General features: G+C 73.4%; 22 protein-coding genes and 1 riboswitch. Of the genes, 5 read left to right on the forward strand and 17 right to left on the reverse strand.

The window, feature by feature from the left end:
• Positions 1-37: 37 nt before the first annotated feature.
• The 7 genes from ACIBJG_RS05970 to ACIBJG_RS06000 all read right to left on the reverse strand — a co-directional run bounded on the left by ACIBJG_RS05970 (position 38) and on the right by ACIBJG_RS06000 (position 7,785).
• Positions 38-865, reverse strand: a complete 828-nt coding sequence (locus ACIBJG_RS05970) for an ECF transporter S component (RefSeq protein WP_399304340.1) — start codon at positions 863-865, stop codon at positions 38-40.
• Positions 862-2,577, reverse strand: a complete 1,716-nt coding sequence (locus ACIBJG_RS05975) for an ABC transporter ATP-binding protein (RefSeq protein WP_399304342.1) — start codon at positions 2,575-2,577, stop codon at positions 862-864. Before ACIBJG_RS05975 ends, ACIBJG_RS05970 begins: the two co-directional genes overlap by 4 nt.
• Positions 2,574-3,761, reverse strand: a complete 1,188-nt coding sequence (locus ACIBJG_RS05980) for an energy-coupling factor transporter transmembrane component T (RefSeq protein WP_399304344.1) — start codon at positions 3,759-3,761, stop codon at positions 2,574-2,576. Before ACIBJG_RS05980 ends, ACIBJG_RS05975 begins: the two co-directional genes overlap by 4 nt.
• Positions 3,758-4,444 carry an SCO2322 family protein gene (locus tag ACIBJG_RS05985; RefSeq protein ID WP_399304346.1) on the reverse strand — a complete coding sequence of 229 codons (687 nt, stop codon included), beginning with the start codon at positions 4,442-4,444 and terminating at the stop codon, positions 3,758-3,760. Before ACIBJG_RS05985 ends, ACIBJG_RS05980 begins: the two co-directional genes overlap by 4 nt.
• A complete protein-coding gene (locus ACIBJG_RS05990) occupies positions 4,441-5,700 on the reverse strand; it encodes a prenyltransferase/squalene oxidase repeat-containing protein (RefSeq protein ID WP_399304348.1) in 1,260 nt (419 codons plus the stop codon). The genes ACIBJG_RS05985 and ACIBJG_RS05990 overlap by 4 nt, the downstream gene beginning before the upstream one ends.
• 129 nt (positions 5,701-5,829) lie before the next feature.
• Positions 5,830-5,902: riboswitch (cobalamin riboswitch) on the reverse strand.
• A gap of 109 nt (positions 5,903-6,011) precedes the next feature.
• Complete coding sequence (locus ACIBJG_RS05995; RefSeq protein ID WP_399304350.1) at positions 6,012-6,299, reverse strand: hypothetical protein; 288 nt, start codon at positions 6,297-6,299, stop codon at positions 6,012-6,014.
• Between the two features lie 349 nt (positions 6,300-6,648).
• Entirely contained in the window at positions 6,649-7,785 is a 1,137-nt protein-coding gene (locus tag ACIBJG_RS06000) for a winged helix DNA-binding domain-containing protein (protein WP_399304352.1), read from the reverse strand.
• Between the two features lie 254 nt (positions 7,786-8,039).
• On the opposite strand from ACIBJG_RS06000, the gene ACIBJG_RS06005 reads away from it, so the two are divergent.
• Positions 8,040-9,551 carry a hypothetical protein gene (locus ACIBJG_RS06005; protein ID WP_399304354.1) on the forward strand — a complete coding sequence of 504 codons (1,512 nt, stop codon included), beginning with the start codon at positions 8,040-8,042 and terminating at the stop codon, positions 9,549-9,551.
• 22 nt (positions 9,552-9,573) lie between these two features.
• On the opposite strand, the gene ACIBJG_RS06010 is transcribed toward ACIBJG_RS06005, so the two are convergent.
• Entirely contained in the window at positions 9,574-10,614 is a 1,041-nt protein-coding gene (locus tag ACIBJG_RS06010) for an MBL fold metallo-hydrolase (protein ID WP_399304357.1), read from the reverse strand.
• A 266-nt stretch (positions 10,615-10,880) separates the two neighbouring features.
• Here ACIBJG_RS06010 and ACIBJG_RS06015 point away from each other — a divergent pair, with 266 nt between their 5' ends.
• Both ACIBJG_RS06015 and ACIBJG_RS06020 read left to right on the forward strand, forming a co-directional pair.
• Complete coding sequence (locus tag ACIBJG_RS06015; protein ID WP_399304359.1) at positions 10,881-12,344, forward strand: aldehyde dehydrogenase; 1,464 nt, start codon at positions 10,881-10,883, stop codon at positions 12,342-12,344.
• A complete protein-coding gene (locus tag ACIBJG_RS06020; RefSeq protein ID WP_362958791.1) occupies positions 12,344-12,577 on the forward strand; it encodes a ferredoxin in 234 nt (77 codons plus the stop codon). Before ACIBJG_RS06015 ends, ACIBJG_RS06020 begins: the two co-directional genes overlap by 1 nt.
• A 223-nt stretch (positions 12,578-12,800) precedes the next feature.
• On the opposite strand, the gene ACIBJG_RS06025 is transcribed toward ACIBJG_RS06020, so the two are convergent.
• Together ACIBJG_RS06025 and ACIBJG_RS06030 are read right to left on the reverse strand one after the other, a co-directional pair.
• The gene (locus ACIBJG_RS06025; RefSeq protein ID WP_399304361.1) at positions 12,801-14,780 is read right to left on the reverse strand and encodes a helix-turn-helix domain-containing protein; all 1,980 of its coding nucleotides are present in this window, start codon (positions 14,778-14,780) and stop codon (positions 12,801-12,803) included.
• 30 nt (positions 14,781-14,810) lie between these two features.
• A complete protein-coding gene (locus ACIBJG_RS06030; protein WP_399304363.1) occupies positions 14,811-15,629 on the reverse strand; it encodes a 3-hydroxybutyrate dehydrogenase in 819 nt (272 codons plus the stop codon).
• 259 nt (positions 15,630-15,888) lie between these two features.
• On the opposite strand from ACIBJG_RS06030, the gene ACIBJG_RS06035 reads away from it, so the two are divergent.
• Positions 15,889-17,370: a PHB depolymerase family esterase gene (locus ACIBJG_RS06035; protein WP_399304365.1), complete on the forward strand. Its 1,482-nt coding sequence runs from the start codon at positions 15,889-15,891 to the stop codon at positions 17,368-17,370.
• Between the two features lie 32 nt (positions 17,371-17,402).
• On the opposite strand, the gene ACIBJG_RS06040 is transcribed toward ACIBJG_RS06035, so the two are convergent.
• The 7 genes from ACIBJG_RS06040 to ACIBJG_RS06070 form a co-directional block, all read right to left on the reverse strand.
• Positions 17,403-18,287: an alpha/beta fold hydrolase gene (locus tag ACIBJG_RS06040; protein ID WP_399304366.1), complete on the reverse strand. Its 885-nt coding sequence runs from the start codon at positions 18,285-18,287 to the stop codon at positions 17,403-17,405.
• Positions 18,284-19,393, reverse strand: a complete 1,110-nt coding sequence (locus tag ACIBJG_RS06045; protein ID WP_399304368.1) for a branched-chain amino acid ABC transporter permease — start codon at positions 19,391-19,393, stop codon at positions 18,284-18,286. The genes ACIBJG_RS06040 and ACIBJG_RS06045 overlap by 4 nt, the downstream gene beginning before the upstream one ends.
• Positions 19,390-20,277 carry a branched-chain amino acid ABC transporter permease gene (locus ACIBJG_RS06050; RefSeq protein WP_399304370.1) on the reverse strand — a complete coding sequence of 296 codons (888 nt, stop codon included), beginning with the start codon at positions 20,275-20,277 and terminating at the stop codon, positions 19,390-19,392. The genes ACIBJG_RS06045 and ACIBJG_RS06050 overlap by 4 nt, the downstream gene beginning before the upstream one ends.
• Positions 20,277-21,026 carry an ABC transporter ATP-binding protein gene (locus ACIBJG_RS06055; protein WP_399304372.1) on the reverse strand — a complete coding sequence of 250 codons (750 nt, stop codon included), beginning with the start codon at positions 21,024-21,026 and terminating at the stop codon, positions 20,277-20,279. Before ACIBJG_RS06055 ends, ACIBJG_RS06050 begins: the two co-directional genes overlap by 1 nt.
• The gene (locus ACIBJG_RS06060) at positions 21,023-21,817 is read right to left on the reverse strand and encodes an ABC transporter ATP-binding protein (protein ID WP_399304374.1); all 795 of its coding nucleotides are present in this window, start codon (positions 21,815-21,817) and stop codon (positions 21,023-21,025) included. The genes ACIBJG_RS06055 and ACIBJG_RS06060 overlap by 4 nt, the downstream gene beginning before the upstream one ends.
• Positions 21,818-21,820: 3 nt before the next feature.
• A complete protein-coding gene (locus tag ACIBJG_RS06065) occupies positions 21,821-23,071 on the reverse strand; it encodes a substrate-binding domain-containing protein (RefSeq protein WP_399304376.1) in 1,251 nt (416 codons plus the stop codon).
• Between the two features lie 136 nt (positions 23,072-23,207).
• Positions 23,208-23,819, reverse strand: a complete 612-nt coding sequence (locus tag ACIBJG_RS06070) for a TetR family transcriptional regulator (protein WP_399304378.1) — start codon at positions 23,817-23,819, stop codon at positions 23,208-23,210.
• Positions 23,820-24,104: 285 nt separating this feature from the next.
• Here ACIBJG_RS06070 and ACIBJG_RS06075 point away from each other — a divergent pair, with 285 nt between their 5' ends.
• Positions 24,105-25,436 (forward strand): glycosyltransferase family 4 protein, encoded by a 1,332-nt coding sequence (locus ACIBJG_RS06075; RefSeq protein WP_399304380.1) that lies wholly within the window; start codon positions 24,105-24,107, stop codon positions 25,434-25,436.
• Positions 25,437-25,449 lie beyond the last annotated feature (13 nt).

Genomic DNA, 25,449 nt, shown 5'->3' on the forward strand with positions numbered 1-25,449 from the left:
CCCCGCTTCGTACAGGACCAAGGTCCTGTGGGTGCCCTCACTCGCCGGGAGCCCCGAATGTGACCTGGGCCTCGAAGGCCGCGCGCCGCGTGGCCCGGCGCAGCGCCTTCAGCAGCGCGGTTCCGACGGTCAGCGTCAGTACGACGGTGAGCACGGCCCGGCCCAGGTCCCAGCCGAGCGAGGTGGCCGTGCAGTACGCGAGGAACCGCACCAGGTTGTCGACCGGCGCGTCACCGGGCCGGAAGGAGATGCCCGAGCCGAGCCCCGGCACGATCGTCCACCCGTAGAGATTCATGATCGTCCCGTACGCGAACGAAGCCACCGCCCCGTAGGCCGCGAGCATCAGCAGCTCGGCCCGCCCACGCAGCCGGTCCGGACCCGGCAGCAGTCCGGCACCCATCGCGAACCAGCCCATCGCCAGCATCTGGAACGGCATCCACGGGCCCACCCCGCCGGTCAGCAGCGCGGAGGCGAACATCGTCACCGAGCCCAGCACGAAGCCGAAGCCCGGCCCGAGCACCCGCCCGCTCAGCACCATCAGGAAGAACATCGGCTCCAGACCGGCCGTGCCCGCCCCCAGTGGGCGCAGCGCGGCCCCGACCGCGGCCAGCACCCCCAGCATCGCGACCGCCTTCGCGTCGAGCCCGGCGTCCGCGATCATCGCGACCACCACCCCGACCAGCAGCGGCAGCAGCGCGGCGAACAGCCACGGCGCGTCCTTCGAGTGCGCGAGCCCGGAGTCCGGGCCGGCCAGCAGCGGCCAGCCGAAGGCGGTCACCCCGATCGCGCTGATCAGCACCAGTGCGGCGATCGCCCGCGGCCCGAGCCGCACCGGCCGCGCGCTCCGCCCGGTCGTGCCGGTCACCGGGCACCTCCCAGCGCCTCGCGCACCTGCGAGACGGTGAGCCACTCCTGCGGGGCGAGGATCTTGGCGGTCTGCGGGGCGAACGCGGGCGAGGACACCACGACCTCCGCGGTCGGCCCGTCCGCGACGACCTCCCCGTCGGCGAGGATCACCACCCGGTGGGCCAGCTCGGCGGCCAGCTCCACGTCATGGGTGGCCAGCACGATCGCGTGGCCCTCGGCGGCCAGCGTGCGCAGCACCCCTACGAGCCGGGCCTTCGCCGCGTAGTCCAGACCGCGGGTCGGCTCGTCCAGGAGCAGCAGCGGGGGCCGGGCGGTGAGCACGAGCGCGAGGGCCAGGGCGAGCCGCTGCCCCTCGGACAGATCACGGGGATGGGTCGTGTCCGCCACGCCGGGCAACAGCTCGGAGACCAGCGCACGGCAGCTGCCCGGCGCGGCCCCCGCATCGGCGTCGGCCGCCGCGCACTCGGCGGCCACGGTGTCCGCGTACAGCAGATCGCGCGGTTCCTGCGGTACGAGACCGACGCGGCGCACCATCTCGCGCGGCGGCGTGCGGTGCGGGGTGCGGCCGCCGACGAGCACGGTGCCGGAGGCCGGCTCGACCATGCCGACGAGGGCGGAGAGCAGCGTGGACTTGCCCGCGCCGTTGCGTCCCATCAGGGCGAGGGTCTCGCCGGGGGCGACGGTGAGCGTCACCCGGCGCAGCGCCTCGACGCGCCCGCGCCGCACCGCGAGGCGCTCGACACGGGTGGTGGCGTCGGTGACGGGTTCGGGGGTCTCCTGCGGGCCGCGGGCGAACAGCCGGGCCAGGGCGCCCCGCCGGGGCGTGGGGTGGTGAGCGGGCGGCTGCGGGAGAAGCGTCCGGGTCTCGCCACCGCCCACCGGTCCGGGCGTCACGTCGGCCAGCCGCTCCCGCATGCCCGCCGCCCGGCGCCGCGCATCGCGCACCGACAGCGGCAGCGGCTCCCATCCGGCCAGCCGTCCCAGCGCCACGACCGGCGGATGCACCGGCGAGAGCGCCATCACCTCGGCCGGCGCCCCCATCACCGGGGGTGCGCCCGGCGACGGCAGCAGGACGACCTGGTCCGCGTACTGCACCACGCGCTCCAGCCGGTGCTCCGCCATGAGGACCGTCGTCCCCAGGTCGTGGACGAGCCGCTGCAGCACCGCGAGGACCTCCTCGGCCGCCGCGGGGTCCAGCGCGGACGTCGGTTCGTCCAGCACCAGGACACGGGGGTGCGGGGTCAGGACCGAACCGATCGCGACCCGCTGCTGCTGTCCCCCGGACAGGGTGGCGATCGGCCGGTCGCGCAGTCCGGCGAGACCCAGCAGGTCCAGGGTCTCCTCGACCCGCCGCCGCATCACGTCCGGGGCGAGGCCCAGCGACTCCATGCCGTACGCCAGCTCGTCCTCGACCGTGTCCGTCACGAAGTGGGAGAGCGGGTCCTGGCCCACGGTGCCGACCAGATCGGCGAGCTCACGGGGCTTGTGGGTGCGGGTGTCGCGCCCGTCGACGGTGACGCGCCCGGTCAGCCGGCCGCCCGTGAAGTGCGGCACGAGCCCCGACACCGCGCCCAGCAAAGTCGACTTGCCGACCCCGGACGGCCCGACGAGCAGCACCAGCTCACCCTCGGGAACGGTCAGGTCGACGCCCGACAGGGTGGGGCGGTCCACCCCCTCGTACTGCACCGAAACTCTGTCGAACCGGATCACACCTGCTCCTCGAAGCCTGTGGGGGAAGGCGCGACGGGCGAGCCTGTGGGGGAAGGCGGGACGGGCGCGACCACCGCCGGCAGCAGACCGGTCAGCACCGCGGCGGCCGGCCACAACGGCAGCACGGGCGCGGTCAGCGGTACGACACCGGGGTGCAGCGCCGCCGGATCAGCGCTGCCCGCCCAGATCATCGCCACCGCGACCGCCGCCCCGGACCCCGCGACCAGCCAGGCCCGCACCCCCCACCGGTCGGGCCGGTAGCGGGTCCGTACCGAACGCGCCCCGCCGAGCCGCAGCCCGGCCATCGCCGCGACGAGACCGGCGACCAGCAGGGGCAGCCCGTACACCGCACCCTGCGCGGCCAGCAGCCCGTACGTACCGGCGCAGACACCCAGCAGCCCGCCGAGCGTGAGGACGTTCGTGGTGTGCCGGACGGCGGCCGGAACCTGGGCGGTACGCCCGTACCCCCGCGCGTCCATCGAGGCCGCCACGGCGACCGACCGCTCCAGCGCGCCCTCCAGGACGGGCAGCCCGATCTGGAGCACGGCCCGCACCCCGCCGGTCGGCCGGCCGCGCAGCCGCCGGGCGGTGCGCAGCCGCACCACGTCCGCGACCATGTTCGGCGCGAACGTCATCGCGACGACGACGGCCACCCCCGCCTCGTACAGCGCACCGGGCAGTGACTTCAGCAGCCGGGCCGGGTTGGCGAGGGAGTTCGCCGCGCCGACACAGATCAGCAGAGCGGCCAGCTTCGCCCCGTCGTACAGCGCGAACAGCAACTGCTCCGCGGTCACCCGCCCCCCGATCCGGACACCCTTCGCCCAGTCCGGCAGCGGCACCTCGGGCAGCGTGAACACGACATGCGTGCCCGGGATCGGGGAGCCGAGGAAGACGGAGAAGAGCAGCCGCACCCCGATGACGAACAGCCCGATCTTGATGAACGCCCCGTACGACCGGGCCCACGGCGCATCCGTGCGGCGCGCGGCCACGACGTACCCCGCCACGCCGACCAGCAGGCCGAGCAGCAGCGGGTTGGTGGTCCGGGACGCGGCGGTGGCCAGCCCGAGCGCCCACAGCCACCAGGCCCCTGCGGGCAGCGCGTTGCTCCGGGAGGCGGCGGGGGCGCGCCAGGCACGGGCCGGGGCCGCCGGGGCGTCCGTACGGCCGGATGTCGTGCCGGTCATCCGCGGCGGCGGCGGGCCTGCGCGACTGCGGCGATGCCGAGGAGCAGGACGGCGCCGACCCCGACGAGGACCCCGGCGGACGGCCCGCCGCCGTCCGAACCGTCCCCGCCGGTGGCGACCCCCGCCGAGGTGGGCGCGGAGGCGTCGGCGGTGGCGGTCTCGCTGCCGCCCGTGCCCTGGGCCACCTGCTCACCGCAGCCGGAGACCGGATAGCCGGAGATCGCGCAGAGCAGGGCGTCACTGCCGTATCGCAGCGGCTTGGCCACCGAGGCGAGCGCCTCCGCGCTGCTCGCGTCCTCGGGGACCTGCGCGCACGCGGTCCGCAGCGCGGGCGGCGTCGCCCCGTCCGGGGCGTCGGCGGCCGTACCGGGGTCGATGACGAGCGCGACCCGCTTGGTGCCGCCCCTGGCGGGCGTGTCCGCGCAGATCTTCGCGAAGTCGGGGGAGTGGCGCGGCTTGGCCGCGTCCTGCGAGTCCGCGCTCACGGCGAACCGGAAGCCCTGCACCGCACCGTCGTCCGGGCGCACCAGCGACGGCCCCTGGGTGGCATACGCCCACCCGCTGCCGGAGCCCTCCCAGAACGACCAGTAACGGTAGCCCGCCGCCTGGGCCGTGCCCGCGCCGAGCACGGCCAGGAGGGCGCCCAGGACCACCACCGGTGCGGTGATCCGAAAGCCCCTCACAGCTGCTGGTTCTTGCGGCGGCCGCTGATCAGGAACCCGGCGCCGGCGCCGACGGCGAGTCCGATGCCGACGAACCACCAGAGACCGCCGATCCCGTCCCCGTCGCCGCTGTCCTTCTTCTCCTCCTCGGTGGCGCTCGCCGTCGGCTTCTTGACGGCGGCGGGCGCGGGCCCGGTGGCGTTCAGCTGGGCGACGAGGTCACTGCCGCCGAAGTCGTGGACGTCGGCGCCGGTGGAGTGGGCGGCCATGACGAGCTGCGCGTAGGCGGCGGGTCCGTTCTCCTTCGCCCAGGCAGCGGAGTTCTTCTCCAGCCACTTCACGGACGCCGCGGCCTTGTCCTTGTGGCCGGACGCGGACAGGGCGACGACGGCGTCGGCGGTGTTGCCGAAGTCGGGCTGCGGGGCGCTGTCCTCGGCGCCGGGCATCGGCGGCGAGTCGAGGTGACCGGTCTTCGCGAGGGCCCCGGCCAGGTAGGAGGCACCGTTCTGCGCGGCCTGCTCGGGCCGGAGGGCGTCGCCCTCGGTGCAGGTGGGGTCCTTCACCGCGGCGTTGTTGCCGACGACGAGCCCCTTGCCGAGCGAGCCGAGCACGGCGGCCGCGGTGGCGTCGCCGTTGGCGACGAGCTTTCCGGCCTTGTCGGGCTGGTATGCGAACGCGCCGCCGTCCTTGCCGCCGCACGGGATGGCGAACGTGAGCAGGGCGTCGTACGGCGTCTTGCCGCCGCTGTTCGTCACGTCCCCGAGCTTCTCGCCGGCCCGGGCGAGGGCGCCGGTCACGATCGAGGTGGAGTTCGCGTCACTGGGGCTGCCGGCGGTGTACCCCCAGCCGCCGTCCTCGTTCTGCACGGTCTTCAGCCAGGCGACCCCGTTGTGCACGAGCTCCTCGTGCCCGCGGACCTCGTGCAGCGCCTGTACGGCGGCCGCCGTCGCATTGGTGTCGATCATGGTCTTGGCGTCGCAGGGCACGGAGGGGTCCGGCCGGTACGCCGCGAACGCCCCGCTGTCGCACTGCTGCCCGATCAGCCAGTCGACGGCCTTCGTGGCGGGCGACACACCCACGGCCCGCTGCGAGACGAAGGCCAGCGACTGCCGCCACACCCCGTCGTACGTCGGGTCCTTCGTGCCGTACAGCCCCGAGGGCAGGGCCACGGACGGCGAGGGGGAGGGAGACGGCGCCGCGACCGCGGCCGGGGCTGCGGCCGCACAGAGCACGGTGGCGGTGGCGGCGAGCGCGGCTGCGCTGCGGCGTACGGTCATGGCGGGCGGGGCCTCTCCTGGGGGAACCGGGCACAGGCACACACAGGCACCAGGCTCCGGCTCCGTATACCTCGACGGTGCCGGCCACCGGGGGGGTCCCGACGGCACGAGCCGGTCACGACACGGACAGGGCATTCCGACTCCCACCCCGGGGGGCGGTCACGGCTGCGGGTCAGCGCCGGATTCGCACCGGCTTCCCCCTGAACGGGCATGATGACGACGCGCCCACTCTACCGGGCGGGTGCCAGGGCGCCTCGGCACGGGGCAGCCGCGGTCATCCGCAGCCGGCCCGAGCGGTCCCGCCCCACCGGTCAGTCGCGTACCGCCTCGTCCGCCTTCCCGGTGGCCGCCCCCCGGTCGCGCTCACGGCTCAGCAAGGCGGTTCCCGCGATCACCAGGCCGATGGCGACGACCTTGGCGGCCTGGTAGTAGCCGGTCGCGAGCTCCTGCGGGGTACCCGGCAGCCGGAAGAAGACCCACACGGCCGCGAGGCCCCCGAAGGCCATCAGCGCGACAGCCCCCCAGGTCCCGAGGTCGGCCCACCAGGGAACCAGGGGGTGATGCCGCTCGTCGGTCTGCTCAACGTCCTTGCTGGTCACGGTCTGTGCTCCTGTGCCTGTGGGGGGATGGCCACGAGGGAAGACGCAGGCCGGGTGCGGTCGGTTCACCGGGCCTGAGCACGGAGAACAGGATGAGGAGCGAACCGGGCCCTTGCTCGGCTTGCATGAGCACCATGATGTCCGCCGATCGCCTGCTCGCGGCCAGCGGCCAGCGGCCAGCCGGCCAGCGGCCAGCGGCCAGCGGCCAGCGGCCAGGGCCGGTGAGCCCGCCCGCCTCATCGCCCTTCTCCGGTCTGAGGGGTCGGAGGGGCCGGCCGGGTCACGATGATCGGGCTCGGGTTCGGGGTCACCATCGCCGTGACGGGCCGCAAGGACTGAACCGGCCCCGTCACAGCATCCGCACCTCACCGCCCCCGGGAAGTTTCGCCCACCAGTGGTGGTAGCGGCTGTAGACCGCCGCCTCGCGGCCACCGAGGAGAGCAGTCAACGACTGCGCCTCCGCGGCGAGTCCGTCCCAGGTGGCGGGCGACAGCGGGTGGAAGGCCGTGGCCTCGATGCCGTCGGCCGTGGAGCGCCACACACCGGCGACGTAGCCGTCCACCAGCAAGGTGGGCAGGACGTCGCCGTTGCGTCTGATCACCCAGGGGCGGTACTCGGGAGGTATCACCCGGCCGCGGTCGGCGTAGGCCAGCAGAATGCTGTCCCACATGGCCATGAGCCGGGGCGGGGCGGGGGTATCGGCCGACGGCCGGGGCGCGTCGGGCAGGTCGAACAGTGTGCCGCCGTCCGGCCCCCGGAGCCGCTCGACGGCCTCGCCCATGGCCTGGAGCGCCGTGCGGACGGACCCCCGCTGCACCAGGGCGAACTGCGCCACGTCCGCGACCGACGCCGGCCCGAACCCCGCCAGGTAGCGCAGGATCAAGGTCCGCAGCGCCCGGGCGTCCACCGCCCGGCCGACGGGTGCGGGTCCCCCACCCGCCGCGACGAAGGACGGCCGGTGTCCGAAGGACCATGTCGCGTCCGTGGGGACGTGGTGCAGCGGCGCGTACGCCTTCAGCCCCCACCACCCGCCGTCCTTCTTCTCGGCGCCCAGCCGCTCCTCGGCCCATGCCTGCATCTCCGCAGAGGTCCTCGGCCGGCCGGCGAAGGCCAGCAGTTCCAGAACCAGTTCCTCGGCGTCCGCCGGAGTCAGTCCCGCGTCGGCGAACCGGGCGCCGAGCCGGGACGCGTACAGCGTCGGCTGCATCGCCGCGCGGAAGGCCGGATAGTCCTCGGCGTGCACCGCGTGCAGCGTGATCCGCATCAGGCTGGCCTTGACCACCGCCCGCTCGGCGAAGGCGGCGTCGAGGTCCGCCGGAGTGAAGTCCGTGAGCCGGTTCCACAGTGCGACGTACGGCGAGGCCGGATGCTGCGCCTGGAGCGCCACCACCCGCCGCACACCCTCGGGAACGCTCAGCGGCGCACGTTCCAGGAGCAGTTGGCGGCTGAGGGTGGCCCGGTTGAGTTCTCCCGCGGTGATCGTCACAGCTCGGAATTGTGCCCTGTCCAGCCCTGCTGCGAGGTGAGCCCGCCGGAACTCCGGTGCAGGTGTGATGCGGGAGCGAGGCGGCCCCAGCGGGCCGTGGGGAACATCGCGCGCAGGTGACTAATCATTCCGGTTTGTCCTTCGGAGTCCGCTACGGATAGATTCCCGCCACGCTGTTCGTGAACTGTGTCCCCTCAGCTCACAGTTGAGTGACAACGCGACCCGTCATCCCCGGCTGGGAGGGCCCCGCCCCTATGTCCGCAACCGTCGACCGGTGGACCACCGCACTGCGCAGAGCCTGGAAGGGCGGCACGGCGTGGCCGTGGTGCCTGGCGGCCGTCGCGGCGGCGTGCGGTAACGCCGTGGCCACCGTCTTTCACCCCGGGTACCTCAGCGCGGACAGCAACACGCAGCTGTGGCAGGCGCTCGGCGACGAGCCGGTGAACGACTGGCACCCGCCGGTGATGGCGCTCGCGTGGCGGATCCTCATGGGGATCACGGGTGACTTCTCGGTCATGGCCGCCGCGCAGGCCGCCGTGCTGTGGGGGACGCTGTGGGTCCTCGCCCGGCTGGTGTGGAGGAGTACCGGCAGCCGCGGGCTCTCCCTCGCGGTGCTGGCCGTCGGTTTCGCGCCGCACATCATGAACCTCACGGGAGTGGTGTGGAAGGACGTGCACCTGGCGTACGCGCTCCTCGCGGTCTTCGCGATCGCGCTCACCGTGCGCGAGTTGCCCCCGGGCCGGGTCAGGACCCGCTGGGCCCTGCTGGTGCTGGGTCTGCTGTTCCTCACGTACGCCGCTCTCGTACGCAAGAACGGCATTCCGGCCACGATCCCGGTCTTCGCCCTGCTGGTCCTCGCGGCATGGCCCGCCCCGGGCAGGCGCCGCTGGCTGGCCGCCACCGGTGTCTTCGTCGCGGTCGTGATGGGCGGCAGCGTCGTGGTCAACGCGGCGACCGACCCGTTGACCACGCGCGTGTACGCGGTGATCCCGGTGGACGACCTCGTCCACGTGCTCACCCCGGACCAGGTCCGCTCCGCCGCCCAGCGGGCCGGAGCGGACGCGGACCTGCGTGACCGGCTGGTCGCCGCCGCCACCACCTGCCAGGAGCGCGGCATCACCTCGGACGGCTACTTGCAGTGCTTCCCGCAGCGCCGCCCGTTCGACGTGACGTATCTGGACCGGCGCGCCGACGTCGTCGTCCGGATGTGGACGCAGCAGATGCCGAAGCACTGGAGGGGCTACGCCGAGTACCGGACCCGGGTCTTCACCAAGCTGCTCTTCCAGAGCAACCAGACCTTCTGGAACGGCACCCATGTCAACGCCGGCGCCCGTCTGCACCCCGAGGTGCGGAAGGAGCCGCTGAACGACACCCTGAGATTCGCCCTGCAGAACTACGTGACCGGGTTCGCCCGCGACCTGCCGATGCTCTTCCAGGGCTGGTTCTGGCTGGCCGTCTCGCTGGTGCTCGTGCTCCGCCGGCGGTGGGCCGGCCCCTGGAGCCGGGAACTGCGGCTCCTCGGGGCCAGCTCCCTCCTGTACATCCTCGCCTACCTGCCCACGGCGCCCGAGTCCAACTACCGTTACGTGTACTGGCCCGCGCTCGCCGGGACCGTCGCGCTCACGCTCATCGCGACCGCCTTCGTGGCGCACCGCCGCGCGGCGGCCGTCGGTGAACCGGAAGTCCGCCCCACGGTGCCACCGGCCGGCCGGGCCCCCGAGGCCGCACCGTCGGGACCGCGCGACGACGCCGGAGTCGCCGTGTGAACGTCGCCCGGCCGACGGCGCACTACACCGCCACGTACGTCACCGGCTCGCTCCCCGTCACCGCCTCCGCGCGCCCCAGCTTCACCAGTCGGCGCAGATGCGACTCGGCCTCCGAGACGGCGATGTTCCGTGACCCGTAAGGGATCTGCTCCCAGGGCCGGTTCCACTCCATCCGCTCGGCCAGCTGCCACGGTGTGAGCGGCCGGGCGAGCAGGGTCAGGAGGCCCGTCAGGCGCTCCTCGTGGTGGTCGAGGAGTTCCTGTACGCGGCCTGCCGCATCCGCGAACGCGTACTGGTGGGCCGGGAGGACCTCGGCGACGCCGAGGCGGCCGATGCGCTCCAGGGAGGCGAGGTAGTCGCCCAGCGGGTCGGTGGCCGTCGCGTCGTCCGGGTCCTCGTAGAGGCCGACGTGCGGGCTGATGCCGGGGAGCAGGTGGTCGCCGGAGAAGAGCCGGCCGCGGCCGGGGAGGTTGGCGGGGTGGTCCTCCTCCAGGTGCAGGCAGACGTGGCCCGGGGTGTGGCCCGGTGTCCAGATCGCGCGCAGGGTGCGGCCCGCCAGGTCGAGGAGTTCGCCCGGCACGATCTCGCGGTCCGGGATCGCGGCCCGCAGACCGGGCAGGGTGCGCATGCGGCCGCCCTTCTCGCGGGCGGCCAGCAGCGGGGCGATGTGGTCCTCGGGTGCGCCGACCGTCGCCAGCTTGGCCGCGAGGTAGTTCAGCCAGGTGCCCGGTTCCGACGCGCGGGTGCGGCGGACGATCGCGGTGTCGGCCGCGTGCATGGCGATCCAGGCCCCGGAGGCCTCGCGGACCTGGCCGGAGAGGCCGTGGTGGTCGGGGTGGTGGTGCGTGATGACCACGCCGTGGATGTCGGCGATGTCCACGCCCACGGTGGTGAGCCCGGCCGTCAGGGTGTCCCAGGCCTCCGGGTCGTCCCAGCCCGTGTCGATCAGGACCGGGCCGCGGTCCGTGTCGAGGAGATGGACCAGGGTGTGGCCCAACGGGTTGTCCGGGATGGGAACCTCGATGCTGTGGACGCCTCCACCGTGGTTGATCACCTGCGTCATGAACTCCCCATCTCTGCGCGGCCTGGGCGGCGTGCGGGGTACGGCCACGACGCGCCGCATCCACTGTAACGAGAACTTGTTCCAGTGGTAGCCCCGGTCGACCATCTGATCCGCTCCGGGTGGGAGGCCCGTGCGACCGGCGTTGCCCCAGCCGTGGACTCCTGGAACTGGAACTGGTATCAGTTCTGACACAGAGTCAGATATCAGTCGGATACCGGATCGCTCAGTCGGTCGGGTCACGTGCCGCGTCGCGGGAGGCAGCAGCCATGAGCGAGCTTGTCGAACACGGAAAACTGTTCATCGGCGGGGAGTTGCTCGATCCGCTCGGGCGGGATGTCATCGAGGTCATCTCCCCGCACACCGAGCAGGTCATCGGCCGTGTGCCGCACGCCGCCGAGGGGGACGTGGACCGGGCCGTCGCCGCCGCCCGCCAGGCGTTCGACCACGGGCCCTGGCCACGGATGTCGCTGGACGAGCGCATCGCCGTCGTCACGCGGATCAAGGACGCGTTCGCCGTACGGTACGAGGAGATCGCCCGGGTCATCAGCTCGGAGAACGGCACCCCGTACACCTCCAGCGTCATGGTGCAGGCCCTCGCCGCGATGATGGTGTGGGACGCGGCGATCACCGTCGCCCGCACCTTCCCGTACGAGGAACGCCGGGACGGGGCCCTCGGGCCGCTGCTCGTGCGGCGGGAGCCGGTCGGGGTCGTCGCGGCCGTCGTGCCCTGGAACGTGCCCCAGTTCACCGCCGCCGCGAAGCTCGCGCCCGCGCTGCTCGCCGGGTGCTCGGCGGTCCTCAAGGTATCGCCCGAATCGCCGCTCGACGCCTACATCCTGGCCGAGATCGTCACCGAGGCCGGACTGCCCGAGGGCGTGCTGTCGATCCTGCCCGCCGACCGTGAGGTGAGCGAGTACCTCGTCGGGCACCCGGGCGTCGACAAGGTCTCCTTCACCGGGTCCGTCGCCGCCGGCCGGCGCGTCATGGAGGTCGCCTCGCGCAACCTCACCCGCGTCACCCTGGAACTCGGCGGGAAGTCCGCCGCCGTGATCCTCCCCGACGCCGACCTGAACGCGGCCGTCGCCGGCATCGTGCCCTTCGCCTGGATGATCAACGGGCAGGCCTGCGTGGCCCAGACCCGCATCCTCGTGCCGCGTTCCCGGTACGAGGAGACCGCCGAGGCCTTCGCCGCCGCCGCCGGTGCTCTCAAGATCGGCGACCCGCTCGACCCCGCCACCGAGCTCGGACCGCTCGTCGCGCAGCGCCAGCAGCAGCGCTCCCTCGACTACATCCGGATCGGTCAGGAGGAGGGCGCGAAGGTCCTGACCGGGGGCGGCCGTCCGGCATCGCAGGCGCGCGGCTGGTACGTTGAGCCGACGCTCTTCGGCGACGTCGACAACTCCATGCGTGTCGCCCGCGAGGAGATCTTCGGCCCGGTCATCTGCCTGCTGCCGTACGGCGACGAGGACGAGGCCGTGAAGATCGCCAACGACTCCGAGTACGGCCTCAGCGGCAGCGTCTGGACCGCCGACACCGAGCGCGGCATCGACATCGCCCGCCGGGTCAGGACCGGCACCTACAGCGTGAACACCTTCAGCCTCGACATGCTCGGCCCGTTCGGCGGCTACAAGAACTCCGGCCTGGGCCGCGAGTTCGGGCCCGAGGGGTACGGGGAGTACTTCGAGCACAAGATGATCCACCTGCCCGCCGGGTACGGGGGCGAGGCCTGATGGGGGACCGCTGGAGCGTCGAGGTCGACCGGGGCGTCTGCATCGGGTCGGGCATGTGCGTGAACCACGCGCCGGACGGCTTCCGGCTGGACTCCGCCCGGCAGTCCCACCCCGTCGACCCGGAGACCGACGCCAACGAACGCGTCCTCGCCGCCGCCGAGGGATGCCCGGTCGAGGCCATCACGGTCGCGCTGGCCGACTCGGGAGAGGTGGTGTTCCCGCCGGAGGAATGAGGAGTGAGGAATGAGGAGTGACGGGCGGGGGTGGCGGGACTCCCGCCCCGCGCCGCGCCCCGCGCCCCGCGCCGCGCCCCGCGCCGCGCCCCGCGCCGCGCCCCGCGCCCCCGCCCCGCCCCGCCCCGCCCCGCGCCCCGCGCCCCGCGCCGCGTCAGGCGGGCGGGGCGACCAGCGTCTCGGGCCGGTCTGAGCGGCGCAGCAACCGCCGCGCGGATCGCCCTCAGCGGCCTGTCGCAGGCCCGGAACCCGACAACAGGTGGAGCCGCAGCGCCAGTTGCAGCTCCAACGCACGGTCCGGCTCGTTCCAGTCCCGGCCCAGCAGCACCTGGATCCGGTCGAGGCGCTGCACCACCGTGTTCACGTGCACGTGCAGCTCGTCCTTGGCCCGGATCAGGCTGCCGCCCGCACCGAAGTACGCGCTCAGCGTTCGCACCAGATGCGTGCCGCGCTGCGCGTCGTACTCCAGCAACGGCCCCAGCGCCGCCGTCACGAAGCCGTCGACGTCCTGCGCGTTGCCCAGGACCACGCCCAGGAAGCCGAGTTCCTCCACGCACGCACCCTCGCCCGTACGCCCCAGCACCCGCATCGCCCGCAGACAGCGCGCCGCCTCGCCGTACGCCCCGGCCAGCTGCCGGGGGCCCCGGGCGGGCCCGGCGGCGGCCACCGTGACGGGGGACTGTGCCAGCTGGCTCAGCTGGGCCGCCGCCGAACGGGCCGCGCGGCCCGCGGCCGTGCCGTCGTCCTCGATCAACAGCACCACCGTGCCCGCGTGTTCGGCGCTCACCCCGTGGATGCCGCCGCCGAACAGATAGCGCATGGCGGCCGGGGCCAGCCGCTCCCGCGCCCCGGCCTCCGCCACCAGCAGCAGATGCGGGCGGTCCAGGTCGATGCCCAGGCGACGCCCCCGCTCGGCCAGCCCCGCCGGGTCGCGGCCGGTGTCCGTCAGCAGGTCGGCGATCAGCTCACCCCGTATCCGGTTCTCCGTCTCGGCCACCGTGCGGCGCAGCAGCAGGAGCAGCCCGGTCACCACCGCCGACCGCTCGAACAGCCGCCGGTCGGAGTCGTCCAGCGGCCGCCCTCGGTGCAGCACCAGGCCGGCCAGCAGCTCCTGCCCGGCCAGCACCGCGCAGACCACCCGCCCGTCGCGGTGCACGGCACGCGCCCCCGTACGGGACTCCTCGGCGGCCTCCGCCAGCCAGCCGGCGTCCATGCTGTCGGCGGCGAAGTCCGTACCGTCCGGGCGCACCGCGGCCAGGGGGCGGCCGCCCGGGTCGTGAATGGTCAGCGGGGAGTCCAGCAGCCCGGCGACGGCCGCCGCGACGTCCTTGACGTCCCGGCCGCGCAGCACCAGGTCCGTCAGCCGGTCGTGGGACTCCTCGGCCCGCCGCATGGCCGCCGAGTGCGCCCGAACGGAGGCATTGGCCTCGGCCAGTTCCGCGTTGGCCTCCGCGAGTTCGGCGAGGGCCGCGGTCGTGTCGGCGAGCGCGCGGGCCGTGTCGATGGCGATCGCCGCGTGCGCGGCCAGCGAACAGAGCAGCGCCACCTCGTCGGGGCTGAAGACCCGGGGCGCGCGGTCGGCCGCGAACAGGACGCCGATCACCTTCCCCGTACCGCCGCGGCTGGAGCCCAGCAGCAGGGGAACGCCCAGGATGGCGATCAGGCCCTCGTCCAGGACCCCGGCGTTGATGTTGCGGGTGTGGTGGAAGCGCTCGTCGGCGGGGTAGTCGGGCGTCGCGTACGGACTCGCGGTCTGCGCCACCAGGCCGCCGAGTCCCTCGCCGAGTTCCAGGCGCAGCCGCTGGAACACGACCGACACGGACCCGTCGGTCACCCGCATGTAGGTGTCGCCCGCCTCCTCGTCCGGAAGCGTGAGGTAGGCGGTGTCCGTGCCCAGCAGCATCCTGGCCCGGCGCACGATCGCCTTCAGCACGGCGTCCAGATCGCGGGAGGCCGCCAGGTCGCCCGCCGTGTCGAACAGCGCGGTGAGCTGGAGCTCGCGGCGCCGGTGCTGACGCAGGGCGCCCCTGATCCGCAGCGCGGTCGCCGTGGCCCGCTCCACCTCGGCGAGCTCCTCGGCGGGCACACCGTCCCCCCGCGCCTCGGAGGAGACCGCCCCGAGCGCCTCGGCGGGCGCGTCGTCGGCCAGCAGGTCGAACAGGTGCCGGAGGTGGGGCGCGGCGGAGGGGAGCGGTTCAGGCATGGCGTCCAGCGTTCGTAGGAGGTCGGTCGGTCAGTTGGCGGTCCAGCCGCCGTCCATGGAGAGCGAGGTACCCGTGATGTGGCCGGTGCGCGGGCCGCACAGCCACAGGACCGCCTCGGCGACGTCCGCCGGTTCGATCAGCCGCTTGATCGCGCTGCGCTCCAGCATCACCCGCCCCACCACGTCCGCCTCGGAGATGCCGTGCGTCCGCGCCTGGTCGGCGATCTGGTTCTCGACCAGGGGCGTGCGTACGTAACCGGGGCTGACGCAGTTGCTCGTCACCCCGTGCTCCGCCGCTTCCAGCGCGACCACCTTGCTCAGCCCCTCCAGTGCGTGCTTGGCCGTCACATAGGCCGACTTGTAGGGACTCGCGCGCAGCCCGTGCACCGACGAGATGTTGACCACGCGCCCCCAGCCGCGTTCGTACATGCCCGGGAGGGTCCGGCGCAAGATGCGGAACGGGGTCTCCACCATGACGCGCTGGATCAGGGCGAAGCGCTCCGGCGGGAACTCGTGGACGGGCGCGACGTGCTGGAGCCCCGCGTTGTTGACCACGACGTCCACCTCGGCCGGCAGGGTGTCGACGACCGCCGGGTCGGACAGATCCACCACCCAGGCCGTCCCGGCGAGCTCCTCCGCCAGACTTTTTGCGGCCTCGCCCGACCGGTCCACCACATGCACGTGCGCACCCGCCGCCGCCAGCGCCTGCGCACAGGCCCGCCCGATGCCGCTCGCCGCACCGGTCACCAGCGCGGTGCGCCCGGCCAGGAGCGGTTCTGCGGGTGCCTGCGGTGATCCGCCGGGGGGCGGGGTGGCGGGCTCGTGATCCGGTCTGCGGGAAGTCTCCATGGCCGTCACCGTAGGTACGCGGAGGCCCGTGTCACATGGCGCCGGTGCACACATCCTCCCGCCCCCGCATGGTGGCGGCGCATGTGGTGCCGCCCGGCGCGGGGCCGCCCCGCCGAGGGGCCCCGGAACCGCACAAGGGACCGGCCGCACACTCCTCGCCCCCGCAGGTGTCCGCCTGGCACATGGGCGTGACGGTGCGCCGCTCATAGGTTCCGGCAGCAACCCGATCCCCCCGCACGTACCGACCAGGGAGGCACCCGTGCGCCCACCGATCCTGAGACGCCTGTTCCGCCGCGTCGCGTCCACGGCCGTCCTCGGCCTGCTCGCGGCGACGCTGAGCACCACCGCCGCCGTACAGCCGGCCGCCGCCGCTGCCGGCGGTCTCCAGCAGGTCACCGGCTTCGGCTCCAACCCCGGCAATCTGCAGATGTACGCCTACACACCCGCCGGCCTCCCCGCGAACGCGCCCCTGGTCGTCGCCCTGCACGGCTGCACCCAGACGGCCTCCGCGTACTACACCAACTCCGGCTGGCCGAAGTTCGCCGACAAGTGGGGCTTCTCCGTGGTCTTCCCGCAGACCACGTCCGCGAACAACTCCCTCTCCTGCTTCGGCTGGTTCGACCCGGCCGAGGACACCCGGGGCAAGGGCGAGGCCGCGTCCGTCGTGCAGATGGTCGAGTACGCGAAGCAGGCTTACGGTTCCGACGGCCGCCGGGTGTACGTCACCGGCCTCTCGGCGGGCGGCGGCATGACCGCGGACCTGCTGGCCGCCTACCCGGACGTGTTCGCGGGCGGCTCCATCGCCTCCGGGCTGCCCGCCCAGTGCGCGACGAGTCAGGCGGCCGCCTCGGGCTGCCAGACGGGCCCGCAGAAGCTCAGCCCCGCGCAGTGGGGCGACAAGGTCCGCGCGGCCCATCCGGGATACACCGGCCCCTGGCCCCGCGTCGCGATCTGGCAGGGCGCCTCGGACTACACGGTGTACCCGGCCAACGCCACGGCCCTGCGCGACCAGTGGACGGACGTCTGGGGCATCGGCCAGACCCCGTCGTCCACCGACACCCTGCCCGGCAACACCACCCGCAGCGTGTACGACGACGCCTCCGGCAGCCCGGCCGTGGAGACGTACTCCGTCTCCGGCATGGGCCACGGCCTGCCCGTCAGCCCCGGGACGGGCGACCAGCAGTGCGGGACGACGGCCGCGTACTTCCTGAACACGATCTGCTCGACGTACTACACGGGCGTCTTCTGGGGCCTGGACGGCGGCACCCCCGGTGGCGGCGACGGCCAACTCCCCGCGCCCTCGGGCGTGAGGGGCACCGGCACCACGGACACCACGGCCTCCCTCACCTGGAACGCGGTCGAGGGCGCGGCCTCGTACGCCGTCCACCGCAACGGCACGCAGATCGCCTCACCCACCGCCACCACGTACACGGACACCGGACTCACCGCCGGGACCGCCTACCGGTACACCGTGACGGCGGTCGACGCGGCGGGCACCGCCGGCACCGCCTCGGCCCAGGTCACGGCGACCACCAGCGGCGGCAGCGCCCCGGCGAAGTGCTCCACCGCCACCAACTACGCGCACGTGACGGCCGGCAGGGCGCACATGTCCGGCGGGTACGTGTACGCCAACGGCTCCGACCAGAACATGGGCCTGTACAACGTCTTCGTCACCCACACCCTGAAGGAGTCCCCCGCGGGCTACTTCGTGATCGCGGACAGCGGCTGCACGGCCGGCTGACGGGGAGGGGTGGGCCCGGCCGGGCCCACCCTTCAGGCCTGTGCGAGCGCCACCAGCCGGTCGGCGATCTCCCGCCCGCCCCGCTCGCCCGTGAGCACCGTGTAGTGGTTCACGTCCTTCACCGCCACCGGCTCCACCCGGGTTCCGCCCAGGTCCGCCGCCGCCAGCCGGCTCTCGTCGTACAGCCCCTGCTCCTCGTCCATCAGACCGCGCGCCGCCCACAGCAGCGTCGCCTCGACGGGCAGCTTCCGTACGGCCGTCAGCACCTCCTCGCCGAACAGGCCGACACCGTCCGTGCGGACCGCCTCGATCCGGCAGGTCGAGTGCAGGGCGGGCTCCTCGCCCGTCAGGTCGCGCTGGATGTACGCGTCCACCTCGTCCGACCACGCGCCCGCGAACGCCGGATGCGCCTGCCAGAACGTGCGGTAGGCGGCCCGGTCCGTGAAGGTCATCGACAGGCGGTCCATCGCCGGGCCGATCACCGCCGTCAGCAGCTCGTCGGGTGTCAGGTGCGTGGGCGCGGGGAAGCCGATGCCGCCGTCGACGAGCAGCAGCGGGCCGAAGCGGTCCGGGTGCCGCACCGCGGCCAGCGCCGCCACGAACGCGCCCATCGAGTGGCCCGCCAGCACCACCCGGTCCAGGCCCAGGGCCTCGGTCAGAGCGGCGATGTCGTCTGTGTGCGCGGCGATGCCGTACGGGCCGGGGAGGGCCGAACTCCCCGCCCTGCCCCGCAGATCCGGGGCGATCAGCGTGACGCGTCCGGCCAGCAGCCGGGCCACCGGGCCCCAGGACAGCGCGTTGGCCGTGATGCCGTGCAGCGCCACGACCGTCGGCGCGTCCGGATCGGTGGCCGGCCAGCGCAGCGCGGCCAACCGGCCCCCGTTCACAGGGACGTTGATCTCCTCGTACGGAATCACTGGTCTCCGGTCTCCTTCCGGTACGTGGCAGCCCTCAGCCTGGACGGCAGCCGGGCCAGGCCGCCCGGCAGCAGATGTACCACGGCCACGAACAGCACGCCCAGCAGGAACAGCGGCTGGGAGAGCGGGACGCGGAGCACTGCGGGCAGGTCGGCGACCGCGCCCGAACCGGCCAGGTCGCCGAGCCGGTGGTCCGCCCACGTGTAGAGGATGCCGCCGGCCATCGGTCCCCAACGGGTGCCCGAGCCGCCCAGCACCACCATCACCAGCAGCGACAGCGTGAAGTCGGACGTGGTGGTCTGGGGCGTGGAACCACCGGTCAGGAGCAGATGGACGATGCCGCCGAGCGCGGCGAGCGCGCCCGCGACGACGAAGGCCGTCAGCTTGAATCCGTACGGTTTCAGCCCCAGCACCTCCACCCGGCGCTCGTTCTCCTTGATGCCCTCCCAGACACGCCCGGTGGGGGAGCGGACCGCCCACGCGACGACGGCCAGGGTGAGGACGAGGTAGGCGAGCGCGATCCAGTAGAGGTTCGCGGTGTTGTCGATGCCGACGAGCCAGGAGGGGAGCAGGTCGGCCGGGGCCGCCCGGCCCTCCTCGCCGCCGGTGACGCCGCCGGGGTTGCGGGACACGAGGATCGAGCCCGCCTGGGCGAAGGCGAGGGTCACCATGGAGAAGCCGATGCCGGTGACGCGCAGGCTCACCGACCCCAGGACCAGGGCCAGCGCGATCCCGAAGAGCAGACCGAGGACCGCGGCGAGGGCGAAGGGCAGCCCCGCCTCCAGCAGGAACGTGTTGGTGGCGTAACTGCCCGACGCGAAGTAGAGCGCGTGGCCGAACGAGAGCAGTCCGGTGCGCCCCAGCAGCAGGTCGTAGCCCGTGGCGAGGGCTCCGAACAGCAGGCAGGTGGCGAGGAGCTGGAGGCTGCCCGCGCTGCCGAGCGGCCCGTCCAGCAGCCCCGGCACCGGCACGGCGCTGAACGGGGCGACGGCCAGGAGCAGCAGGACCGCGGCCGGCCACCAGCGCAGCAGCCGGGGCGGGCCGGCCGTCCGTATCGGGGCCACCGGGCCTTCGGTGTGGTCGTGTGTCTCGGTGGCGGTGCTCACGCGAGCCTCCCCGTCAGTCCGCGCGGGCGGATCAGCAGCAGTGCGGCGAGCAGGACGACGACCGCCAGATCGCCGAGGCCCGCCGCGGTGTAGTAGTTGGCGAACTGCTGGACCAGGCCGATGACGACGGACGCCACGGCGGCGCCGGTCACCGATCCCATGCCGCCGGTGACCACGACGACGAACGCGAAGATCAGCAGCGAGGTGCCCTGGCGGGGGTCGACCGAGCCGAAGTACAGCCCGCCGAGCGCCCCGCCGAGTGCCGCCGCCGAGCCCCCGATCGCGAAGACGAGCGTGAACGCCTTGCGGACGTCGACGCCGAGCGCGGTGACCATCGCCCGGTCCTCGACGCCCGCCCGTACGACGAGGCCGTGCCGGGTCCGGCCCAGGAAGAGCCGCAGTGCCACGAGGACCACGACGGCCGCCGCGATCAGGACGAGGCGGTTGACGGGGACCTGCGCGCCCAGCAGCCCGAAGGTGCCGGACAGTGCTTCGGGCCCTGGGAAGGTCCGGGCGTCCGAGCCCCAGATGCCCGACAGCAGCGCGGGGACGGCGAGACCCACCCCGACCGTGGCGAGCACCTGCTCGCGCGGCCGGGTGTAGAGCGGGCGGACGACGGCGAGTTCGAGGAGTACGGCGGCCGCGGTGCCCACCGCCGTACCGAACAGGACCGCGAGGACGAAGCCGGCGCCGCCGGGGCCCGCGCCGGGCAGATTCCCGGACGCCGCCCACCAGGTGCCGTACGCACCGATGGACAGCAGCGCCCCGTGCGCGAAGTTGAGGACGTCCATCAGGCCGAAGATCAGCGAGAGTCCGGACGCGATGAGGAAGTAGAGGGCTCCCAGACCGAGTCCGGTCAGGGTGAGCAGGACGAGGGTGGACATCAGGAATCCGCCTTCACGGAAGGTTCTTCGGTGACCGGGCCGTGGCCCACGCCGAGCAGCCTGCGGGCCGCCTCGGCGTCGCCGAGCAGTTCGGCCGCCGGGCCCCGGTGTGCGGTGCGGCCGTCGGCCAGCACCACGCAGTGCGCGGCGAGGCGCCGTACGACGGCGAGGTTCTGCTCCACGAGCAGCACCGGCACCGCCTCGGCGGCCCGCTCCAGCACCTGCGCCACCTCGGTGACCACTTTGGGTGCCAGGCCCTTGGTGGGTTCGTCCGCGATGATCAGTCGGTTGGTGTTGAGCAGGGTGCGGCCGATGGCGACCATCTGCTGCTGACCGCCGGACAGCGTGCCGGCGAACTGCCTGGCCCGCTGCTTGAGTTCGGGGAAGAGTTCATGGACCAGCGCGTAGGCGGGCTCGCCCGCCCCGCGCCGCTCGGCAAGCCGCAGGTTCTCCGCGACCGTCAGTCCGGCGAAGACGCCGCGGTCCTCGGGGGCGTAGCCGATGCCGCGCCGGACCAGGGCGTGCGTGGGCAGTGCCACGGTCTCCTCGCCGTCGAGGCGGACGCTGCCGGTGCGCGGGACGAGGCCGAGGACGCCCCGTACGGTCGTCGTCTTCCCGGCGCCGTTGCGGCCGAGCAGTGCGGTCACGCCGTGGCCGGCGACGTCCAGGTCGACGCCGTGCAGGATGTGGCGGCCGCCGATCAGGACCCGCAGGTCCCGTACGTCCAGCAGGTGTTGCTCCGTCGTCACAGCCCCTCCCCGAGGTAGGCCTGCTGCACGGTCGGATCGGCGGTCACCGCGTCGGGCGTGTCCAGGGCGAGCAGCCGGCCGTGGTGCATCACGGCGAGCCGGTCCGCGAGGCCCAGCAGGACGTCCATGTGGTGTTCGACCATGAGGACGGTGCGGCCCTCCTCCCGGTGCAGGGTGCGGATCAGTTCGGTCAGCGCCGGGACCTCCTCGGCACTCACTCCGGCCATCGGCTCGTCGAGCAGCATCAGCCGGGGCTCGCCCACCAGCAGCACGGCGAGCTCCAGCTTCCGCTTCTCGCCGTGCGACAGCTCGGCGGCCGTGGCCCGGGCCCGGTGGCCGAGACCGGTGCGCTCCAGGACGCCGGTCACCTCGGCCGTGAACGGGTCGGCGCGCCGCCACAGGCGGTACGAGCCGCCCCGGGCGGCCTGCGCTGCGAGCCGTACGTGGTCGGCCACCGTCATCGCGGGCCAGAGGCTGGACGTCTGGAACGTCCGGCCCACACCGCGCCGTGCCCGGACGTGCGCCGGCCGGTCCGTGATGTCCGCGCCGTCCAGCGCGATCGTGCCTGTGGTGGGCAGCGTCAGCCCGCTGATCAGGTTGAACAGGGACGTCTTGCCCGCCCCGTTGGGGCCGATGAAGGCGAGGAACTCGCCCTCGCGGACGCTCAGGGAGATGTCCTGCACGATGGTCGCGCCGCCGATGCTCCAGCCGATCGTGTCCAGCCGGAGCACGGGGGACGCCAGGTCCGCCGGGCTGCCGTTCCGGTGCCCGAGGGTGCGGGGTGCGGTCACGGTTCAGCCCGCCGAGGGCTTCACGGGGGGTGCCACGGTGTCCATCGCCTCGGTGTCCAGCAGTTCGGGCTTCACGGCCGCGCCCTTGCCGGTCAGCCGGGCCACGAACATCGGCTGCACCAGCGCGTGGTCCTCGGCCCGGACCTGCTGCCTGCCCTTGGCCCCGTCGAAGGTCCAGCCCTCCAGCGCCTTCACCATCGCGGCCGGGTCGGTGGCGCTGCCCTCGGCGACGGCGTGGACGATCATCTGTGCGGCGGTGAAGCCGTCCGGGGTGAACAGGTCGGGCGTGCCGCCGGCCTTCGTCACCGCGTCGAGCATCGCCTTCTCCACGGCGTTGCCGCCGCCCGCGCCCGGGAAGTAGTGCGCCAGGAACGACACCTTGGACCCGGCCGCCCCGAAGACCGGGTACGAGGCGGTCCCGGCGAGGCCGGTGACGACCTTGCCCGCGCCCAGCACGCCCTGCTGGTCCAGTGCGGTCCACAGGGCCGGGGCGGTGGACCCGGCCCAGGCGACGAAGACCAGATCGGGCCCGCCGGCCTTGACCTGCCGGGCGAACGGCGTCAGGTCCGTCGCGCTGGGCGGTGCCAGCACGGAGCCCACCTTCGCGCCCTTCGCGCCGAGCACCGCCTTCACGGCGGCGACGTTGGCCTGGCCGAAGGTGGAGTCCTGGGCGAGGACCGTGACCTTCTTGCCCTTGGCGTCGCCGAGCATCGCGCCCGCCGTCAGGATGTCCTGGTAGGACTGGCGGCCCGAGCGGAACGTGTAGTCGTTGATGCCGGTCACCGCGTCGGTGGCAGCCGGGCCGCTGACGTACAGCACCTTGTTCTGTGCGGCGAGGGGCGCCATCTGGAGGGCGACGCCGGAGTCGGTGGTGCCGGCCAGCACCTTGTAGCCCTTGCCGATCAGGTTCTTCGCGGCGGCGACGGCCTTGCCGGGGTCGCCCGCGTCGTCCTGCTCGGTGACCTCGATGCGGTGGCCCGCGACCTTGCCGGTGCCCTTCGTCGCGTAGTCCAGGCCCGCCATGAAACCGTCGCGGTACTGCTTGCCGTAGTCCGCGAGCAGGCCGGTCCGGGAGTACACCAGGCCGACCTTCACGGGCGCGTCCCCGGCGGACTTCCCGGACCCGCCGGAGCCGGATTCACCCGCCTTCCCGGCGGCGGTGCAGCCGGTCAGCAGCAGACCGGCGGCGGCCAGTACGGCGACGGTACGGAGGTCAGTTCGGGATCTGCGGGCTCTGCTGGCTCTGCGACGCATGGTGACCGGCTCCTCGGCGTGTTCCTGTGATGTCGCCGAACCGTATGAAGACCGTGCCGTCGTCGATATGGTGCAGGGAACCCCACCTGACCCGGGAGGCGTGTGGGCGCCGCACATGGGCAGGGTCCCGCAGAAGTCAGGGGGCCGGATCCTGCGAGGTCAGGTCGATCAGCCGGCAGACCGTCTCGATGTCTATCTTCACCTGCGCGATCGAGGCCCGGCCGGACAGCCAGGTGATCAGTGCCGAGTGCCAGGTGTGCTCGATGACCCGGACGGCCGAGAGCTGCTCGGGGGTCGGGTGGTCGAGCCCCATCGCGTCCAGGATGATCGCCGTCGTGAGCCGCGAGACCGTGTCCACCTCGGGGCTCACGCTGCGGTCGGCGAAGGTCAGCGCGCGCACCATCGCGTCCGCCAGGTGCGGTTCGCGCTGCATCGCGCGGAAGGCCCGCATCAGGGTGTCCGCGACCCGCTCCGCCGGGTCGTCCCCGGCCGGGGGCCGTTTGCGGAGCGTTCCGTGCATGTGCTGGAGCTGGTCCTGCATGGTCGCGACCAGCAGATGGACCTTGGACGGGAAGTAGCGGTACAGGGTGCCGAGGGCCACCCCTGCGGCCTCCGCCACCTCGCGCATCTGGACGGCCTCGAAACCGCCCCTGCTGGCGAGCTGGGCGCTGGCGTGCAGGATGCGGCGGCGGCGGGCCTCCTGGCGTTCTGTCAGGGGCGGCGATGCCGGTCTGGCTTCCGCTGTCATGTGTCCCATCCCGAGGCTGCTCTCCGAGGCCGCGAGGCTGCGGCGGCCGGTCCGGCGGCGCACAGCATGCCAGGGTGTGTGTCGTGGCGCGAATCACCTGATCCGGCCGTTGCACCGTTGCTACCTGCCGGTAGATTCGTAGCTCATCGAACGATCAAGTCTGAGACCGACCGGCAAATGGAGCCCAGCGACGCCGCCCTCCGTTTGCCGGTCGGTCTGTAACTTGTTCTAGATTAGCGCGAGCGGTTACGCTCCGGCGAACACGCAGTGAGAAGGGGGCCGAGTGTGACCGCTGAGGCCATAGAGTCGGGCCCCCGTGCGGGCGTCACCACGTCGGACACGGGCGCCGGTGACCGGCCCCTGCGCATCGCTCTCCTCACGTACAAGGGCAACCCCTTCTGCGGTGGCCAGGGCGTCTACGTACGCCACCTCGCCCGTGAGCTCGCCCGCCTCGGCCACAGCGTCGAGGTGATCGGCGCCCAGCCCTATCCCGTGCTCGACGAGGGCGTCCCCCTCACCGAGCTGCCGAGCCTCGACCTGTACCGGCAGCCCGACCCGTTCCGCACCCCGAAGCCGGGCGAGTACCGGGACTGGATCGACGCCGCCGAAGTCGCCACCATGTGGACCGGCGGCTTTCCCGAACCGCTCACCTTCAGCCTCCGCGCCCGACGCCATCTCGCGGCCCGGCGCGGCGAGTTCGACGTCATCCACGACAACCAGACACTCGGCTACGGGCTCCTCGCCGACCTCGGCGCCCCGCTCGTCACCACGATCCACCACCCCATCACCGTGGACCGGAAGCTCGACCTGGACGCCGCCCCGACCCGCCGCCGCCGCGCCTCCGTACGCCGCTGGTACGCCTTCACCCGCATGCAGAAGCGGGTCGCGCGCAAGCTGCCGTCCGTGCTCACCGTCTCCGGCTCCTCCAAGCAGGAGATCGTCGACCACCTGGGCGTGCGCCCCGACCGCGTCCGTGTCGTGCACATCGGCGCCGACACCGACCTCTGGTCGCCCGACGAAGCCGTCGCCGAGGTGCCGGGCCGGATCGTCACCACCTCCAGCGCCGACGTCCCGCTCAAGGGCCTCGTCCACCTCGTCGAGGCACTGGCCAAGCTCCGTACCGACAACCCCGCCGCGCACCTCGTGGTCGTCGGCCGCCGCGCCGAGGACGGACCCGTCGCCCAGGCCATCGAACGGCACGGGCTCGGGGACGCCGTCGAGTTCGTCAAGGGCATCAGCGACACCGAGCTCGTCGACCTGGTGCGCGGCGCCCAGATCGCCTGCGTCCCCTCGCTGTACGAGGGCTTCTCGCTGCCCGCCGCCGAGGCCATGGCCACCGGCACCCCGCTCGTCGCCACCACCGGCGGCGCGATCCCGGAGGTCGCGGGCCCGGACGGCGAAACCTGTCTGGCGGTCCCGCCCGCCGACGCCGGGGCCCTGGCCGACGCGCTCGGCCGGCTCCTCGGCGACCCGGAGCTGCGCGCGCGGCTCGGGGCTGCAGGCCGCGAACGGGTCCTCGCCCGGTTCACCTGGAAGCAGGCGGCGATCGGCACCGCCGCGCTCTACCGGGAGGCGATCGCGGCCCGCGCCGCCACCGGCCCCGGCGGCCGACGGTGACACCGCCTCCCAC

It is taken from the genome of Streptomyces sp. NPDC050422, from assembly GCF_044458665.1.
Lineage (GTDB): Bacteria > Actinomycetota > Actinomycetes > Streptomycetales > Streptomycetaceae > Streptomyces.